The organism is Bdellovibrio sp. HCB288 (assembly GCF_047305935.1).
Classification (GTDB): domain Bacteria; phylum Bdellovibrionota; class Bdellovibrionia; order Bdellovibrionales; family Bdellovibrionaceae; genus Bdellovibrio.
Genome location: NZ_CP178619.1, coordinates 342432 through 358205, shown reverse-complemented (window position 1 = coordinate 358205; position 15774 = coordinate 342432). Strand labels below are relative to the sequence as shown.

Below are 15774 nucleotides of genomic sequence, written 5' to 3'. Positions count from 1 at the left end.
GACTTCCGCCCCCTTAGCTCGCTAAACCATTGGTTCGCCAAAGGCGAAGAAAGGTACGGGTAAGGTCCTCGAGGCTTTACTACGTGGAGGTATTTAAAAAACGATATGACAAAACAACTTAACAAGGCTGAACTTGAAAAACAGAAAGTGCTAGCTTTCTTGGATGCAGAAGATTCTAAAGTCGCTGCTAATCCTGGCATCTACGGTGCTAAAAAATCTGAAAAAGGCGAATTCGATTCTCTATTCGAAGCGTCCATGAAAGAGCAAGATTTCAAAGTCGGCGACGTTGTTACTGGTACAGTAGTGGAAGTTCAATCTGACTACGTTCTAGTGGACATCAACTACAAGTCTGAAGGTTTGATCGCTATCAATGAATTCCGTATTGTTGACGGTGTTCGTGAAGTGAAAGCTGGAGACAAAGTAGAAGTTCTTATCGACCGTATCGAAAACGAAAACGGTATGATCGTTCTATCTAAAGATAAAGCAGACATGCTACGTGCATGGACTGATATCTCTAAAGCAGCAGAAAACGAAGAAGTTATCGAAGGTACTGTTGTTGCTAAAGTTAAAGGCGGCTTGAGCGTTGATATCGGCGTTAAAGCATTCTTGCCTGGATCTCAAATCGATCTACGTCCGGTTCGCAACATGGACGTTTACTTGGGCAAAAAGTTCAAATTCAAAGTTATCAAATTCAACAAAAAGCGTGGCAACATCGTTCTTTCCCGCCGTGCGCTTCTTGAAGAAGAACGCGACAGCTTGCGTTCTCAAACTCTTGACACTATGGCAGAAGGTTCTGTTGTTACTGGTATCGTTAAAAATATCACTGACTACGGTGCGTTCATTGACCTTGGTGGCATGGACGGATTGTTGCACATCACAGACATGTCTTGGGGCCGTGTAAAACACCCTTCTGAAATGTTGAATGTTGGCGACGAAATCCAAGTTAAAGTTCTTAAGTATGACAAAGAAAAAGAACGCGTATCTTTGGGCATGAAACAGTTGCACAACGATCCTTGGGAATCTGTTAAAGCTTCTTACCCAGCTGGCACTAAACTTAAAGGTAAAGTTGTTTCATTGGCAGAATACGGTGCATTCATTGAACTTGGCGAAGGCATTGAAGGCCTAATCCACGTTTCTGAAATGTCTTGGACTAAACGTGTAAAACACCCTTCTCAAATCGTTAACGTTGGTGACGAAGTAGAAGTAGTAGTTCTTGAAGTAGACACTGAAAACCGCCGCATTTCTTTGGGCATGAAACAGCTTCAACAAAATCCTTGGATTGAACTTAAAGAGTCTTACGCTCCAGGTACAATCATCGAAGGTGAAGTTAAATCTGTTACTGACTTCGGTATCTTCATCGGCATCGAAGAAGGTATTGACGGCCTAGTTCACATCTCTGACTTCTCTTGGACTAAACGTGTAAATCACCCAAGCGAAATGTTCGCTAAAGGTGCTAAAGTACGCGCAGTTGTTCTAGGTGTAGACATCGAGAACGAAAGATTCTCTTTGGGTATCAAACAACTTGAGTCTGACCCTTGGTCAAACATCGAGAACAAATACGCTATCGGTACACAACACGACGTTAAAGTAACTAAAACAGCTGATTTTGGTGCTTTCGTTGAGCTTGAGTCTGATATCGAAGGTTTGATCCACATTTCTGAACTTACAACAGACAAAATTTCAACTGTTGAAGACTTCATTAAACCGGGTCAATCTGTAAAAGCTGAAGTTATCTCTATCGACAAAGACGCTCGTAAGATCGGTTTGTCTGCAAAACTAGTTAAACTTCGTGAGTCAAAAGCTGACGTTGACGACTATGTTAAGAAAGCAACAGCAACTTCTAAATCAACTTTCGGTGACTTGTTCGCTGACCAGTTGAAAAACATGAAGACTGACGGCAAACAGTAGTCGCATTGCGCCCAGCGTAATTGACTGAAATGTCTAAAAAGGGGAGCCTAACAAGGTTCCCCTTTTTTTATTTTCAGCAGGAGTCGGCAGCGTGGCGCAGAAGAATGGTTTCTTCAAAAAACTTATCATTATCATCCTAGTATTTATCGGTATCGGTGCTTTGCTCAAAGCAGGCTCTGGCTTCTTTGGCGAACAAGAGAAAACTCTTTCAGCGAAAAACACGATTCTGCATCTTGAGATGAACGGCGTGATCCTGAACGGGAAACGCTTCCTGAAAAACCTTAAGAAATATTCCGACGACAACCGCGTGAAAGCGGTGGTGATCAATATTAATTCTCCGGGGGGATCTGTAGGGCCGTCCCAGGAGATCTATCATGAAATCAAAAAAGTTCGCGATGAATTGAAAAAACCAGTGGTTTGCGTGACGACGGGAGTGATGGCTTCAGGTGCTTATTACTCGGCTGTGGCCTGCGATAAAATTGTGGTTGCTCCCGGTGCATTGGTGGGTTCCATCGGTGTGATCATGGAGTTCGCAAATCTTGAAAAACTTTATGACTGGGCAAAGGTGTCTCGCTACTCCATCACTTCCGGAAAGTTCAAAGACTCCGGAGCTGAGTACCGCCCTATGCGTGAAGACGAAAGAACTCTGTTCCAAAGCATGATCAATGAGGTGTACGCCCAGTTTAAAGGGACCGTAGCGAAAGAACGCAACCTGAAAGACGACGTTGTGACAGAATATGCAGACGGTCGTGTGTTCACCGGTGCAACGGCAGTGAAGGTGGGCTTTGCGGATCAGGAAGGTTTCTTTGACGACGCTGTGAAGCTGGCTGCGGACCTTGCCAAGCTTGGTAAAGACTATGATGTCTTTGAAGTGCCGAAGAAAAAAATGAATATCTTTGATTTTGGTGGCCGCGATGACGAGGACGACTTGAACTCCATGGCGGAGTTTGCTGACGTTCTTAAAGGCAAGGCAGCGGTTGCAGCCGGGATTACTCCGGGTGTGAATATGGAAAGCGCTGTTAAATACCTTCTGCGCTCTCAGTACTTGAATCAGCCATTGTACATGATGCCAGGTTACTGGGAGTAATTGATGGCCAAAAAGAAAACAGCGAAAAAATCATCCTCTAAGAAGACGACTCCGAAAAAGTCGTCTTCAAAAGTTTCTGGCGGTACCGTCAAGGCCACGATTTGTATTAATCATGAAATCTGGCCGATGGAGCGTGATGTTCTGTTCCGTCCGGATCGCATGAAGTACGTTCGTAAGCTGATCAAACCGGAAGGCTGTGTCTTTTGTAACGCTGCCAAAAACGGTGTCTCCTTTGACAGTTTGTGTGTCTACAAAACCAAGCACTCCATGGTTGTTCTGAACAAGTTTCCTTATAACAGTGGACATGTTCTGGTTTTGCCACGGCGACACTGCGGAGATTTATTAAAGCTCAGCGATGGTGAATATACAGACCTGCAGCAGACCATCCGTGTGACGATGGCCGCGATCAACTCCATTTATGAACCAGGTGGAATCAACCTTGGTTTGAATCATGGAGCTGTGGCCGGGGCGGGGATTCCCGAGCATCTTCACTACCATATGATTCCGCGGTGGTCCGGGGACCTTAACTTCTTCCCATTGATTGCTGAGACCAAGGTCTTGGTTGAAAGTCTGGAGCAGACCTATGAGAAGTTTTTGGAGTATTTTAAAAAGATATGAATAGAGGCGTAAGTTTTCAAACAGCACCGCTAACTCCTGCAGTGAAGTGGTTGCTGATCATCAATGTGGCGATCTGGTTCCTTCTGCAAGTAATGGTGGAGGGATTCGCTAAGATTCCAGTCACTTCTTATCTTTCCCTGGTTCCGGGCAAAGTTCTTTTTAATTTTGAGATCTGGCAGTTGTTCACGTACATGTTCGTGCACTCCATGCAGGTCACGCACATCCTGTTCAATATGCTAATGCTGTGGTTTTTTGGTGCCGAGCTTGAACAGCGCTGGGGCACGAAGTTCTTCCTGACCTATTACTTCTCCTCCGGCGTGGGTGCTGCGATCATCTACTGCGTGGGTGTTTGGGGATACGCTTTGGCGACGGGCTCAGAGACGGGCTTGATTGTTCCAGTGGTTGGGGCCTCAGGGGCTATTTTTGGTCTGTTGCTGGCTCAGGGGATTATCTTTGGGGAGCGCATTGTTTACTTTTTTATGCTGTTCCCAATGAAGAACAAGTGGTTCGTCACCTTGATGGGTGCCGTTCAATTTGCCTCCATGATGACTTCAAGCGTTACGGGCGGTGAGGTGGCGTATTTGGCTCATTTGGGTGGGATCATAGCTGGATTCATTACCTTGCAGATCAAGGCATGGTTCGTAAGGCAGGATTTCAAGAAAAAGGCCAAAAACAAGGGCCGAAACCTGCGCTTAGTTGTCGATAACGAGAAAAAAGGCGAGAAGCCACCCAAATACTGGAACTAACCCGAAGGGCCCTTAAAAGGGCCCTTTTAGTTTTTGGGGGAGGGCCTCTGGACAAGGGCGTCGGAGTTGGATATAAAGATAGCGATTTATATCAATTAAAGGAGCGCGCATGTCTTTGGCAGAAGCAAACAAGAATCTTAAATGGGACACTAGAATGACTGAATCCAAAATCAACGCTGGTGAGCTTAAAAAAGAAGAAATGCAAAAGCACCTTGAGCAACTTCCAGATCTTGCTCACAACGTAGAGAAATTCACTATCGATGGTAAGTCTTCTTCTTCTGAAGAGTCTCACTAATATCTGAAAATCAAAATTCAGTATCTAAAAAGCAGCCCTAAGAGGCTGCTTTTTTTGTTTCAGCCCTGATCAAACTTTGATCACCCCTAAAGAATCTTCCCGTTCTCATTTAGATATGCCCCTCAGTCCTTATTTAAAACTGCTTCATCTGGCACAAAACCTGAATAGTCTTTCGCATTGAAAATATCTAAATAAAGGATGATTGATGAAATCACTTTCTGTTTTGGTTTTAGGATGCCTAATGTCTGTAACTTCTTTTGCGGCGCCAAATTCAGGCCGTGTTGCTGAAAAAGCAGACCGTGTAGCAATGGAACTTCGTTACCGTGGTCACGAACTTTCTGATTCTCAGTTGAATCTAATCAACAAGAGCCTGGATACTATCCGTCGCGTTTTGGATGGTGATTTGGATCAAGGTGCTGACTTGCGTTTGATCTGTATTTCTCGTGATAACGATGGTCGTTCGCCCTACGTTTTGGCGAAGCGTGAAGGTGTGAATACAATTCGTTCTGTAGCTGTATATAACTCGGTTCAAGACTGCGAGAATGCGATTAAAACTGCACGAGTTATCGGCGACAGAGCTCTAGTTTGCTCTTCTAAAGATGACGATGGCAGAGAGCCGACGGTTCTTACGCTTCTATGGTTGGATGCTTCTAAGAAGATTCCATATTCTATTACCACCCAAGCTGATTGTGCTGATAACTTGAAACTGATGAGACCGGATCGCTCTAACGTAGTGACGTTTTGCGCTTCTAAAGATGGTGACTCTCGTAATCCATTTGTCGCAGTGAGCTTGAATTTGAACAACAACTCAGTTCAAAAAAGCACGGCAGCATTCAATACGATTGCTGAGTGCCGTCAGTTTCTTAAATAGTTCGAAACTGAAACGATAAAACTAAAAAGCAGCCTCTGAAGGGCTGCTTTTTTTATTTCTAGATTCCGAAGTATTCAAAAACTTTGATGGCGATTTCGAATTCTGATTCCAGATCCAGCGGGTCTGCCGCCATATTCAAAGGCTCGCACTTGGCGGGCTTGTGGATTTTCGCAAGCTTCGTTTGCGCTTCCTTCCAGTAGCGTTCCTGCCACTGGGGATTCGTCACCCGAGTAAAGAGTTCGTTGATTTCAAGACTGCGCTCGGTCGCATCTTTGTTCATTTTCTTTTGTCCCGCGAAAACATAATCGACAACTTTTACGATGTCTTCGGGATTCACCAACTCAAGAGTGCAATAAGTCGCACACACCATCGCCAGCAGATAGCGGCGGTACGTGGCCAGATCTTTGGTGTGATATCGGTGCTCGCCGCCAGAGCGGTAAATCACCTTCAGATCCTCGAACACTGGGGAATGTTTTTTACCCAGCTCATCGCCCAAGGCCAAATCCAAAACCACCACCAGGCTTTCAGCAAAATTTAAATATCTGCGAAAGGCGGTGCCATCTTTCGGTGCCGGCGGCAGAAGGCGCCACAGGATGCGATGGTTTTGTTCGTGATAAAGGGAGATTTCGTTAAAGCGGCCCAGGGCTTCTAGTTCCTTGTCTGGATCTGCCAGCTCATGGGAATGATCTTTAAACCACAAAAGCTCAGACCAAGACGGGGAGTACTGAATAACATCGGCAAACAAGTCCTGTGCGCTTAAGGAGCGCATGGTGGAGCAGACTTTTGCTTCAAACACTCCGCCCAGTTGCTGGTACATTTCGCGGCTCGCACGATACAGCGAGCTTGCGTGCAAAAGTTGCGCGTCTAGCGGGTATTCGGCTAAAACCAGTTTGTCATGTTTCTTTGAAGTGGGCAGACTTGCCAGTAAGTTCAGGTCTTCCAGGAAGTATTGAACGTCGGTGCTTTGCCCAGAGGGGGACGATTTTTTCGCCATTGTGAAATACGTCCCTTAAAGATTACTGAGTTTGCTGGATGTTGCCAGCTTGCGCTGTCATGGAGTTTTCGCGAGCAATAGCAGACGAAACAGCTTTTTGGCTGAACGGAGCCCATTCTTCGCGGATGATCTTGTAAGTGTCACCGGACTTCACCGCGTAGATCGTCTTCACACCGTAATCGATGTGCTTGTCGGACTCATAGCGCTGCAAAGTCTTAACCAGCAATTGGTCATTGTGTTGAACAATGTAAGGCTGGGAAAGGTGTACTTTGATGAACTCGTATTGTTTTTTCAAATTGGCTTTATGGGCTTTCCAACCGGCAAAATCAAAACCTGGAGCTTTGAATTCCTTGTCATAGAAGCTCATGTATTTATCGATATCCTGTGCTTCCCAGGATTGGCGCCAGCCTTCCACGAAAGTGTTCAAAGCCATGCGACGTTTTTCATGTTCGTCTTTGGAAACGTAGCTGACCTGATCAAAGATAAGGATCGGTGTTTCGTTCAGTTTGATATAGTCGGCCAGTTTTTTGATCACTTCATTACGAACCACGACGCAACCACGGGAGCCGCGGGTCAATGGAACCGTGTCGGGGATGGCGTGCAACCAGATGCCAGAACCTGTTTTGTTTTCGCGCTTGTCGAAAAGATTCGGGTAGTTGGTTGTAAATGCCAAAGCACCATATAAGTTGAACGGAATTTCAGGTTGAGTCAGACGCTTTTGCAGGAAGTAAATACCTTCTGGCGTCTTTTTATCATCGCGTTTGGTTTTGTTGCCACCAGCGGCACCGATGTCGGCAGGGAACTCATCCACTTTTTTGATTTGTTCGCCGTTGCGTTCAAATACGGAGAGTTTGCGTTTTTCCTTATCTACCAGGAAAACGAATTTAGAAAAGGCATCTGTCTCAGAGATTTGCAGCAGCGGTGCCGGCAACAAATCGTTCGCCCCAAATTGAGACGGTGCAGAAGATACAGATTCCGCCTTTACAGGCAAACAAGCTAAAATAATAAGGCTGACCGAGAGTAAACTTCTCATAATACATTATTTCGGAAGACTCGTGATTTTTGTCAAGCCTCAGAATCAAAATGTCTAAAGGTTAGACGAAAAGTATGAATTTCCCTTGGAAAATTTGAGTCTACTCCCGTTAAGACCTAGGACCGAAGCTCCGATAGTTCCCTTGAAGTGAGAGGTTTACATGGCACAGAGTCAAGAGGGACAGGCAGCAGCAAAGCCCAAAAATTCCGGTATGATCTTGCAGATAGCTTTTGCAGTCCTTAATTTGGCAGTCATGGGGGGCGGGGCCTATATGGTTTACGCCGCGACAATCGGATGGGAATCGCCATCTATTGGGGAAGAAACGGCACAAAGGGAGCTGGCGTCAGTGGAAACGACTGAATTGGCCCCAATGGTTTATACCATGGACAAATTCACCGTTAATTTAAATGGTGAGCCGAAAAGAACCATCCGCCTTGAGGTCAATTTGCAGATGCTGGGCAAAGACGGTTTTGAAGAGGTCATGGAACCAGAGAACCGCGCCAAAGCCCGCGATAAAATCGTGCGTATCCTAAACGATGAAGGCTTCAACAACCTTGAAAGTATTCAAGGGAAGCTTTTCCTGAAAGATAAAATTGCGATGGAAGTTAACAGCATTCTTCATCGCGGCGTTGTGAAAGACGTCTTCTTCTCCGACTTCGTCGTTCAATAGTCCGCCTTCGCCAAGGCTACGGCGGACAAGCCTTCCTTTTTTATGTCCTATTACAAGGGCCTGCCCGCCGTAGCCTTGGCGAAGGTCGAGCCTTTGTCTTAAGTCTTAAATATCCTCAAATCATTGTCATCTTGTCCTCGGGGCACCAAACTTACATCTATAGAAATTACTCCAAGGAAAGAAGCAACTATGAAACGGATTTCTAATTTGCTTGTCGCAATGACATGCATTTTCGTGACTTCAGCCCAAGCAGTCGAACCGACTCCAAATAAAAGTCTTAATCCCAATCCTGAGGTCATTGGCGCCATCAAAGGATGGGCAAATACCGGTGCATTGAAACTTAGCCTGCCGGTTACGAAGTTTCAGTTGAAAAACGGGCTGACAGTGCTGTTGGTCGAAGACCATACCGTGCCGATGGTCAGCTATCACACTTGGTACCGTGTTGGATCCCGTGACGAAACTCCCGGAGTGACGGGTGCGGCGCACATGCTTGAGCATATGATGTTCAAGGGTGCGAAGAAATACGACGGCAAAGCGTTTGATCGTATTTTTCATGAGAACGGTATTTCCAATAATGCCTTCACGACAAATGATTACACCGGTTTCTACCAGAACCTTCCAAGTGACAAGCTGGAACTGGTTATGGATATGGAAGTCGATCGCATGAGTGCCCTGGCTTTGAAGCCCGAGGACTTAAAAAGCGAAAAAGAAGTTGTGAAAGAAGAGCGTCGTTGGCGCATTGATAACAACCCCATGGGTGTGGTCCGTGAAACCATGATGGGTACTGTTTTTAAAACCAGTCCTTATCGTTGGCCGGTGATCGGTTATATGAAAGATATCGAGCAGTATGACTCTGACAAGCTGCGATTTTTCTATAGCACATTCTACGTCCCGAATAATGCCGTATTGGTACTGGTCGGGGATTTTGACACTGCAAAAACAAAATCTTTGATTGAAAAGTACTATGGCGCATTGGACTCCCGTCCTCTTCCAAGAAGAGAATACCCAAAGGAAAGAACTCAATCTGTTCAGCAAAACGCGGTGATCCGTCGTGATGTGCAAAATGACTCGTTCATCATTGCCTTCCAAAGCCCGAAGCAAAGTGATCCTGATATGTTTGCCCTGGATCTGGCGGCAAATATTCTGGGCAATGGGACCTCTTCAAGATTATACAAGCGCCTGGTTTATCAAAAACAGGTGGCGACTTCCACGTACGCCTTTAACTATGCCCTGCAGGACGCGGGTGTCTATGCGACGGGTGTGATGATGAAGCCTGGGATCAGTCATAAAGAGACCTTGGATGTGGTTTACAATGAGATCTGGAAACTAAGAAATCAAAAAGTCACAGATGCAGAACTGGCGAAAGCCAAAACTCAGGTGATCAAGGATCTGGTCGACAGTCTGAAAACCATGGACGGCAAGGCGCGCGCTTTGGCAGTTAACGAGATTCAAACGGGAACTTACGAAAATCTATTCAATGATGTTGAAAAGTACCAGGCGGTGACTGCTGATGACATCAAACGTGTCAGCGAAAAGTACACCAATCAAACTCAACGCTCCATCATCGTGCTGGAACCTAAAGTGAAACAAGGAGCTGCAAATGAATAAGCTTATTCAACATCTGACCTTGCCGGTTGTCTGTGTGGCGCTGGCTTCCTGTGCTGGAAAAAGCTCAAAGCAGGAGCACTCTGTACCTGCGGGTTACACGGCTGGTAAAAGTGCCGGCACCTTTAAGTTGATGCCTTATAAAGAGGTTGTTCTCGAGAATGGTTTAAAGATTATCTATGTTCGCGACAATAGTTTGCCGCGTATCAGTCTGACGACTTTGATCAAAACCGGGAATATGCAGGAGCCCAAGGATCTGGCGGGTTTGAACGCCATCACCGCATATCTTCTGGAGCAGGGGACGCAATCCCGTGATGCGATGAAGATCGCAGATGAGTTTGGTCAAATGGGGACCGCTGTTGATGTGAATCCGGGATATGACACAACAACCGTTTATGCGGATGCCTTGATCAATGATGCTTCAGCACTCTTGCAGGTGTATTCAGACATTCTGATGAATCCGTCATTCAAGGACGGGGAAATCAACAGAATGCGTTCGCAATTGGTGGCAAGCCTGAAAAAGAAAATCGACAATCCATCGGCCTTCGCAGACGAGCAAATGGATCAATTCCTCTACGGCGAACACCCCTATGGTCGTGATTCCAATGGAACGCTGACGGGCCTGCAAACTTTGCGCAAGCAGGACATCATTCGTCACTATCTGACATACTTCCGTCCGAACAACGCAACTATGGCGGTTGTTGGTAAGTTTGATGCAGCCTTTGAAAAAGAATTTCAGGATACGATGGGTAAGTGGACGAAAAGAACCATCCCCGAGGCAGAAGTTGCAAAAGCTCCAGCTATTGAAAGCCTGCAGGTCAAATTGGTAGTGAAAAAAGGTTTGCAGCAGACTCAGATTCGCGTTTCGCAATTGGGTATTGCCAGAACCGACAAGGACTTTATCCCGCTTCGTATGGTGAATGAGTCTTTGGGGGGAAGTTTTGGAAGTCGTCTAAATCAAAAGGTACGTGATGATCTGGGACTGACATACTCCATTTACTCTGGGTTCGATGCTCGTAAAGATCGTGGCAGTTTCGATATTTCCACTTTCACCAAGAACGAAACAGCAGCCAAAGCACTGGATGAGACTTTGAAAGTCGTAAAAGACTTTGTGGAAAATGGTGCGACGGAGCAGGAGGCTGCAGCAGCCCGCAATCAACTGGTGGGGCAGTTCCCAAGAGCGATTGAAACATCAGATCGCCTGGCGTATAACCTGTTGGTTTTGGATTACTATGGTATCTCTTATGATTATCTGACTGATTACGTTTCCAACGTGAAGAAGATCAAACAGAAAGATGCCAATGCGACGATCAAAAAGCACTTGAGCCCGGTGAATTTTAAAGTTGTGGTTTACGGGAATGATTCAATCATTTCGCAGTTTAAGGACTATAAACCGGAAATCGTCAGAGTTCGCTAGAACAAAAAAGTACTTCTGAAATTAGCCGGGTTCTTCACCCGGCTGATTTTTTTTGGGGACTTCGGTTGAGTCATTTGAAAATATGGGTTTGTCATTCATTCCCACTCTTCCGATAAAAGGAAGTTTCAAAGCCGGGCGGGCGAAGTCGATTCCGAAGCTCATGCCCAAAAAATTCAATTCAATGCCCTCTGCCAATCCGATGCTGGCTCCAAGCAGGCCAAAAATCGAAAGCTGTACTCCGGTGCCTGATTCAGTGATCCCTATCGGCTGACCCTTGCCAATCCAATCCTTGCCGACCGCATGAGGTGGAAGATCCGTATAAATGCCTGGCGTGTTTCTCATGACATACGAAACAAAAGTGTTGCTGTTGGGGCCAGGGTAGATGCGGTAAGACTGTGGATAGGGATAGCTTTCGATGGATTTCACCAGGTGCGGAATCATTTCTTCAGCGGCGGAACCTCGAACATCCAAATGCAGTGTCGGGTCGTTGCCAAACCACTTTTGATCCGGCTGACGCTGTGTTTGGCGAATGACCGGCAGGCCGCGATTGGCGTAGTAACCGATCACTTCAACAACATTCCAGTCTGGTGCGTTCGCATTTTTATAGGCGATCCATGAGTGAACGGCCAGGTTGCCTTTCCATCCATAGGTGCGTGCGGAATAGATTTGTACAACCGCGCGAGGTTCTTGTTGGGGAGTCGGTGCGATTCCCACGGAGCTGCGATCAGCAGTTCTCCAGTCGTTGGCTGTGGCGGAAGATGAGGCGATTAAGAATAGACCCAACAGGGTGGTAGCTTTGATCTTCATACAGATAAGAATATCTGAAAAGAAACAAAAAAGGGGTGTGAAAATCACACCCCTTAAGGAAAATAACGATTTCTCTTATTTGCGCTTGTTCTTTTTCGCACGTAGGAAAATAAAGGCGCCCAAAGCAGCTAGCAAAAGGGCTCCGAATAACAACATGCCCTTGTTGGATTTGCCGGTTTTAGGACCGTCTTGGTACATATCCTCAGGCATGGCTCCTTGGATACCTTCGCCAAATGTCCCACTACCAGGACGCAACGGACCCAGTTCAGGCTTGGCCAAAAGATTTTTAGAAGCGATCACACGCAAACTCATGACGGCTTTGAAAAAGTCAGAGCTGTACTTTGTGTAGTATTGTTTGTGAGCAGAGAATGTAACCAAAATGGCAATCTTATCTTTGATCGCTGCAACGTAACGAGTGAAGTAGTTCGGTATTTCCGAGTTCATGTGCAAGGCGTCGATCCAGACTTGATCGTTAATGGTTTCTTTTTTGCTTTTATAAACCACTTTGGAAGTCAGAGAACCGCCACCTTTGGTGACGATTGAAATTGGCGAGTCCAAATGTGCCTGGTAAAGCGGATAGGTGTCTGTGGGACCCACCTCTTTAGCGGTCAGAATGATGATAGCTTCTTTGGATTCTTTGTTCTGTTCGCTTCGACAAACCCATTCGGTTTGTTCAAGATTGCACTTCCAGGTTTCTGGAAGCTCAAAAGAGATGTAGGCGTTGCGGAAGACTTTTGCATTGGCGCTAAAACTGAGTAGAATAATTGCGAGCGGCGCTAACAAACGTAACTTCATTGTTGATTCCTCCAGATGCAGACGATTGTAAGTATAATAACAAAAGCCGCCCGGATCAAATCTCAAAGGAGAAAAATCTTGTGAAGAACCTGTATCAGCTGACAACCTTTGTGACTGTGATCAGCGAGGGCAGCATGACTGCCGCTGCCGATAAGCTTTATTTGACTCAACCTGCAGTCAGTCAGCAGATCCGCAATCTGGAGGAAGATCTAGGTGTGGAGCTTTTGGTTCGTGGCGTTCGCCAGATCAAGGCTACACCTCAGGGTGAAGTCTTGTTTGATTATGCCAAAAAGATCATTCATTTGACCCAACAGGCGGAAATCGCCATTAAGTCCATCGGAAATCAAATGAAAGGACAATTGCGAATTGGGACGCTGAACTCGATTGGTCTGCATTTAATGAGTCCGATTGTGGGCAGACTTATGCGCCACAATCCGGATTTGTCTCTTAAAATCGACTATGAATCCGGCGAGGACCTGATCAAGAATTTTAAAAAGTCCTTATATGATGTGATCATTCTGCCTGAAACCAAGTTGGAATTTGCAGAAGACATGGAAGGCTGCGAACAAAAGTTCCTGGTAAAGGAAGAGATGTGGCTTGTAGGGTCTAGTAAAGATGAGAAAATGCCTCAGCAGATCACATCCAAGGATTTGAATGCGTTTCCGGTGGTGGATTTCACTCAGGAGTTCCCGCGCTTTAATCGCATCCTTAAGGAAAAGATGGACGCATCGCAGGCCCATGCCATTTTCGAATCAGCGAATGTGGGAACATTGAAACGTGTGATCGAAGCGGGATTGGGTTGGGGATTTTTGCCGGCTCATTCCGTGAAAAAACAGGTTCGCTCCGGGCGCCTGAATCGCGTTTACGTTAAGGATCTTTCGTATGAAATGGATTTGACGTTCTATTATAAAAAGAACTCCACCAACAAGCCGTTGGTCGAGATCTTCTACTCAACGCTGGCAGGGCAGGAAAAAGCCTAGCCCTTGGTTCGTCTATAAAAACAGTCACATTTTTCCGAAAAGTACGTTGACGCAAGTTTGGTAACTTTTTCGGAAAAAGGTGCTTTGTGAAAGTTAAACCGTCCATTCAAATTAAGATGTCAGTGCCAATCATCTTCATCGCCATTCTGGTATTCACGGCGATGAACTTCCTTGTTGCACGAAACAGCTTGAAGACAGCTGAAAAGCAGGCTGTGGATGAAACTACGGCGATTGCCAAGGCCTATGCCAATGAAATGCGTCTTCAAGCGGAAGCAGGATTGGGCACGGCGCGGGTTCTGGCGCAGCACTTAAGATCAAATCGAATGAATCAACATGTCGAGAGAACCCCTGTTGAACACACCTTTAAAAGCATTCTTGAAAGCAATAAAAGTTTGATTGGTGTTTGGACCGCATGGGAGCCGAATGCCTGGGATGGACACGATGCCAAGTTTGCCAATACGCCTGGTTATGATAGCACGGGTCGCTTTATTCCATATTTAAGTTACGCCGAAGGCAAAGCAGTTCTGACGCCGCTATTGGATTATGAAAAACAGGGAGCGGGGGATTATTATCTTGTGCCTAAAGCCCGTGGTAAGGAAACCATGGTGGACCCTTATCTTTATCCGGTGGATGGTCAGCAGGTGTTGATGACTTCAGCGGTGGCGCCGATTTTTGTGGATGGTAAATTTGTGGGAGCGGCGGGAGTCGACCTGCCATTGAAGTCATTGCAGGAAGAAGCTTCTCACATCAAGCCATTTGAATCATCAGTTGCATACTTGGTGACGGACAAAGGGCACTTTGCTGCGCATCCGGATTCCAAAATGATCACTCAGAATGCCAAGTTTGCAGTAGATGATGAAAAATTCAAAGCGGCTTTTGCCAAAGGTGAAGGCCTGGTTGTGAGTGGTGTGGATCCGGAGTTGAAGGAAGACTTCTTGTACGTGGTTACGCCGGTGCCAATGGGCTTGACTGAGACCTCTTGGTCATTGGTGGTCAGAACTCCACTTAAAGATGTCATGGCTGATGCCCGTTCCATGGTGATGACTCAAATTATCATCGCCATTGCCGGGACTTTGATTCTTCTTGTTGCAGTTCAATTTATTGCGATCTACATTTCCAAATCCGTCAGTCGTATCACAGATCGTCTTTCGGCATCTGGCGACAATGTCAGCACAGCCATTGAACAGCTTTCTTTGGCAGGTCAAAGTCTGTCCCAATCGGCAAGTGAGTCAGCAGCCTCTCTGGAAGAGACGGTCGCAGCCCTGGAAGAGATGAGTTCCATGGTGCGCATGAATTCTGAAAATGCAAAACAGGCGGCAACGTTGTCGTCGCAGTCTTCGGAGTCAGCGCATAAGGGTGAAGTCGAGATGGAGGCGTTGATTCAATCAATGACGGAAATCGCGAAATCCAGCAAAGAGATCGAAGAGATCATCAACGTTATCGATGATATCGCATTCCAAACCAATCTTCTGGCGTTAAATGCTGCTGTCGAGGCGGCAAGAGCTGGAGAGCAGGGGAAAGGTTTTGCGGTTGTTGCGGAAGCCGTTCGTGCATTGGCGGCAAGATCTGCAGTTGCAGCAAAAGATATCAACACACTGATTAAAACCAGCGTGACCAAAGTTGAAAACGGCGCTCAGCAGGCTCATCGTTCTGGTGAAGTTTTAAAAGGCATTGTTATTTCAGTTAAAAAAGTTTCGGATTTGAATCTTGAGATCTCGACTGCGAGCGAAGAGCAGGCGACAGGGATTCAGCAGATTTCAAAGGCGATGAATCAACTGGATGCCTCGGTGCAGTCCAATGCAGCGTCTTCAGAGGAGATTGCCGGGACTTCCACGGATATCAGCCATCAGGCAAATGATATGAAGTCTGCCACGGTGGATATGAATGTCTTTGTTCATGGAGAAGATAAACGCGTTGCTTAGTCGATAAATTAGAAAATTGAAAATGG

General features: G+C 46.1%; 15 protein-coding genes. 11 read left to right on the top strand and 4 right to left on the bottom strand.

Going from position 1 to position 15774, the window contains the following annotated elements; all coding sequences use genetic code 11:
- Nucleotides 1-105: 105 nt before the first annotated feature.
- The 6 genes from ACLVWR_RS01720 (at nucleotide 106) to ACLVWR_RS01695 (ending at nucleotide 5525) form a co-directional block, all read left to right on the top strand.
- A complete protein-coding gene (locus ACLVWR_RS01720; protein WP_340596612.1) occupies nucleotides 106-1908 on the top strand; it encodes a 30S ribosomal protein S1 in 1803 nt (600 codons plus the stop codon).
- Between the two features lie 91 nt (nucleotides 1909-1999).
- Nucleotides 2000-2995 carry a signal peptide peptidase SppA gene (gene sppA, locus ACLVWR_RS01715; RefSeq protein ID WP_413582229.1) on the top strand — a complete coding sequence of 332 codons (996 nt, stop codon included), beginning with the start codon at nucleotides 2000-2002 and terminating at the stop codon, nucleotides 2993-2995.
- Nucleotides 2996-2998: 3 nt separating this feature from the next.
- Nucleotides 2999-3613 (top strand): HIT family protein, encoded by a 615-nt coding sequence (locus tag ACLVWR_RS01710; protein ID WP_413582228.1) that lies wholly within the window; start codon nucleotides 2999-3001, stop codon nucleotides 3611-3613.
- The gene (locus tag ACLVWR_RS01705) at nucleotides 3610-4359 is read left to right on the top strand and encodes a rhomboid family intramembrane serine protease (protein WP_413582227.1); all 750 of its coding nucleotides are present in this window, start codon (nucleotides 3610-3612) and stop codon (nucleotides 4357-4359) included. The genes ACLVWR_RS01710 and ACLVWR_RS01705 overlap by 4 nt, the downstream gene beginning before the upstream one ends.
- A 109-nt stretch (nucleotides 4360-4468) precedes the next feature.
- A complete protein-coding gene (locus ACLVWR_RS01700; RefSeq protein WP_413582226.1) occupies nucleotides 4469-4654 on the top strand; it encodes a hypothetical protein in 186 nt (61 codons plus the stop codon).
- A 205-nt stretch (nucleotides 4655-4859) separates the two neighbouring features.
- Complete coding sequence (locus tag ACLVWR_RS01695) at nucleotides 4860-5525, top strand: hypothetical protein (protein ID WP_413582225.1); 666 nt, start codon at nucleotides 4860-4862, stop codon at nucleotides 5523-5525.
- A 58-nt stretch (nucleotides 5526-5583) separates the two neighbouring features.
- Here the strand turns inward: ACLVWR_RS01695 and ACLVWR_RS01690 are convergent, their stop codons facing one another.
- Both ACLVWR_RS01690 and ACLVWR_RS01685 read right to left on the bottom strand, forming a co-directional pair.
- Complete coding sequence (locus ACLVWR_RS01690; protein ID WP_413582224.1) at nucleotides 5584-6519, bottom strand: hypothetical protein; 936 nt, start codon at nucleotides 6517-6519, stop codon at nucleotides 5584-5586.
- Nucleotides 6520-6541: 22 nt separating this feature from the next.
- Nucleotides 6542-7552, bottom strand: a complete 1011-nt coding sequence (locus tag ACLVWR_RS01685) for a L,D-transpeptidase family protein (RefSeq protein WP_413582223.1) — start codon at nucleotides 7550-7552, stop codon at nucleotides 6542-6544.
- Between the two features lie 160 nt (nucleotides 7553-7712).
- Here ACLVWR_RS01685 and fliL point away from each other — a divergent pair, with 160 nt between their 5' ends.
- The 3 genes from fliL to ACLVWR_RS01670 all read left to right on the top strand — a co-directional run bounded on the left by fliL (nucleotide 7713) and on the right by ACLVWR_RS01670 (nucleotide 11244).
- On the top strand, nucleotides 7713-8222 hold the full coding sequence (gene fliL / locus ACLVWR_RS01680) for a flagellar basal body-associated protein FliL (RefSeq protein WP_340596619.1): 510 nt from the start codon (nucleotides 7713-7715) through the stop codon (nucleotides 8220-8222).
- A gap of 189 nt (nucleotides 8223-8411) precedes the next feature.
- Entirely contained in the window at nucleotides 8412-9830 is a 1419-nt protein-coding gene (locus ACLVWR_RS01675) for a M16 family metallopeptidase (protein ID WP_413582222.1), read from the top strand.
- Nucleotides 9823-11244, top strand: a complete 1422-nt coding sequence (locus ACLVWR_RS01670; protein ID WP_413582221.1) for a M16 family metallopeptidase — start codon at nucleotides 9823-9825, stop codon at nucleotides 11242-11244. The genes ACLVWR_RS01675 and ACLVWR_RS01670 overlap by 8 nt, the downstream gene beginning before the upstream one ends.
- Nucleotides 11245-11265: 21 nt before the next feature.
- Here the strand turns inward: ACLVWR_RS01670 and ACLVWR_RS01665 are convergent, their stop codons facing one another.
- Together ACLVWR_RS01665 and ACLVWR_RS01660 are read right to left on the bottom strand one after the other, a co-directional pair.
- Nucleotides 11266-12051, bottom strand: a complete 786-nt coding sequence (locus ACLVWR_RS01665; protein WP_413582220.1) for a DUF3750 domain-containing protein — start codon at nucleotides 12049-12051, stop codon at nucleotides 11266-11268.
- Between the two features lie 75 nt (nucleotides 12052-12126).
- Nucleotides 12127-12846, bottom strand: a complete 720-nt coding sequence (locus tag ACLVWR_RS01660) for an LPXTG cell wall anchor domain-containing protein (RefSeq protein WP_413582219.1) — start codon at nucleotides 12844-12846, stop codon at nucleotides 12127-12129.
- 80 nt (nucleotides 12847-12926) lie between these two features.
- On the opposite strand from ACLVWR_RS01660, the gene ACLVWR_RS01655 reads away from it, so the two are divergent.
- Both ACLVWR_RS01655 and ACLVWR_RS01650 read left to right on the top strand, forming a co-directional pair.
- Nucleotides 12927-13826: a LysR family transcriptional regulator gene (locus tag ACLVWR_RS01655; RefSeq protein WP_413582218.1), complete on the top strand. Its 900-nt coding sequence runs from the start codon at nucleotides 12927-12929 to the stop codon at nucleotides 13824-13826.
- Between the two features lie 86 nt (nucleotides 13827-13912).
- Nucleotides 13913-15748 (top strand): methyl-accepting chemotaxis protein, encoded by a 1836-nt coding sequence (locus tag ACLVWR_RS01650; protein ID WP_413582217.1) that lies wholly within the window; start codon nucleotides 13913-13915, stop codon nucleotides 15746-15748.
- The last annotated feature ends 26 nt before the right edge of the window (nucleotides 15749-15774 follow it).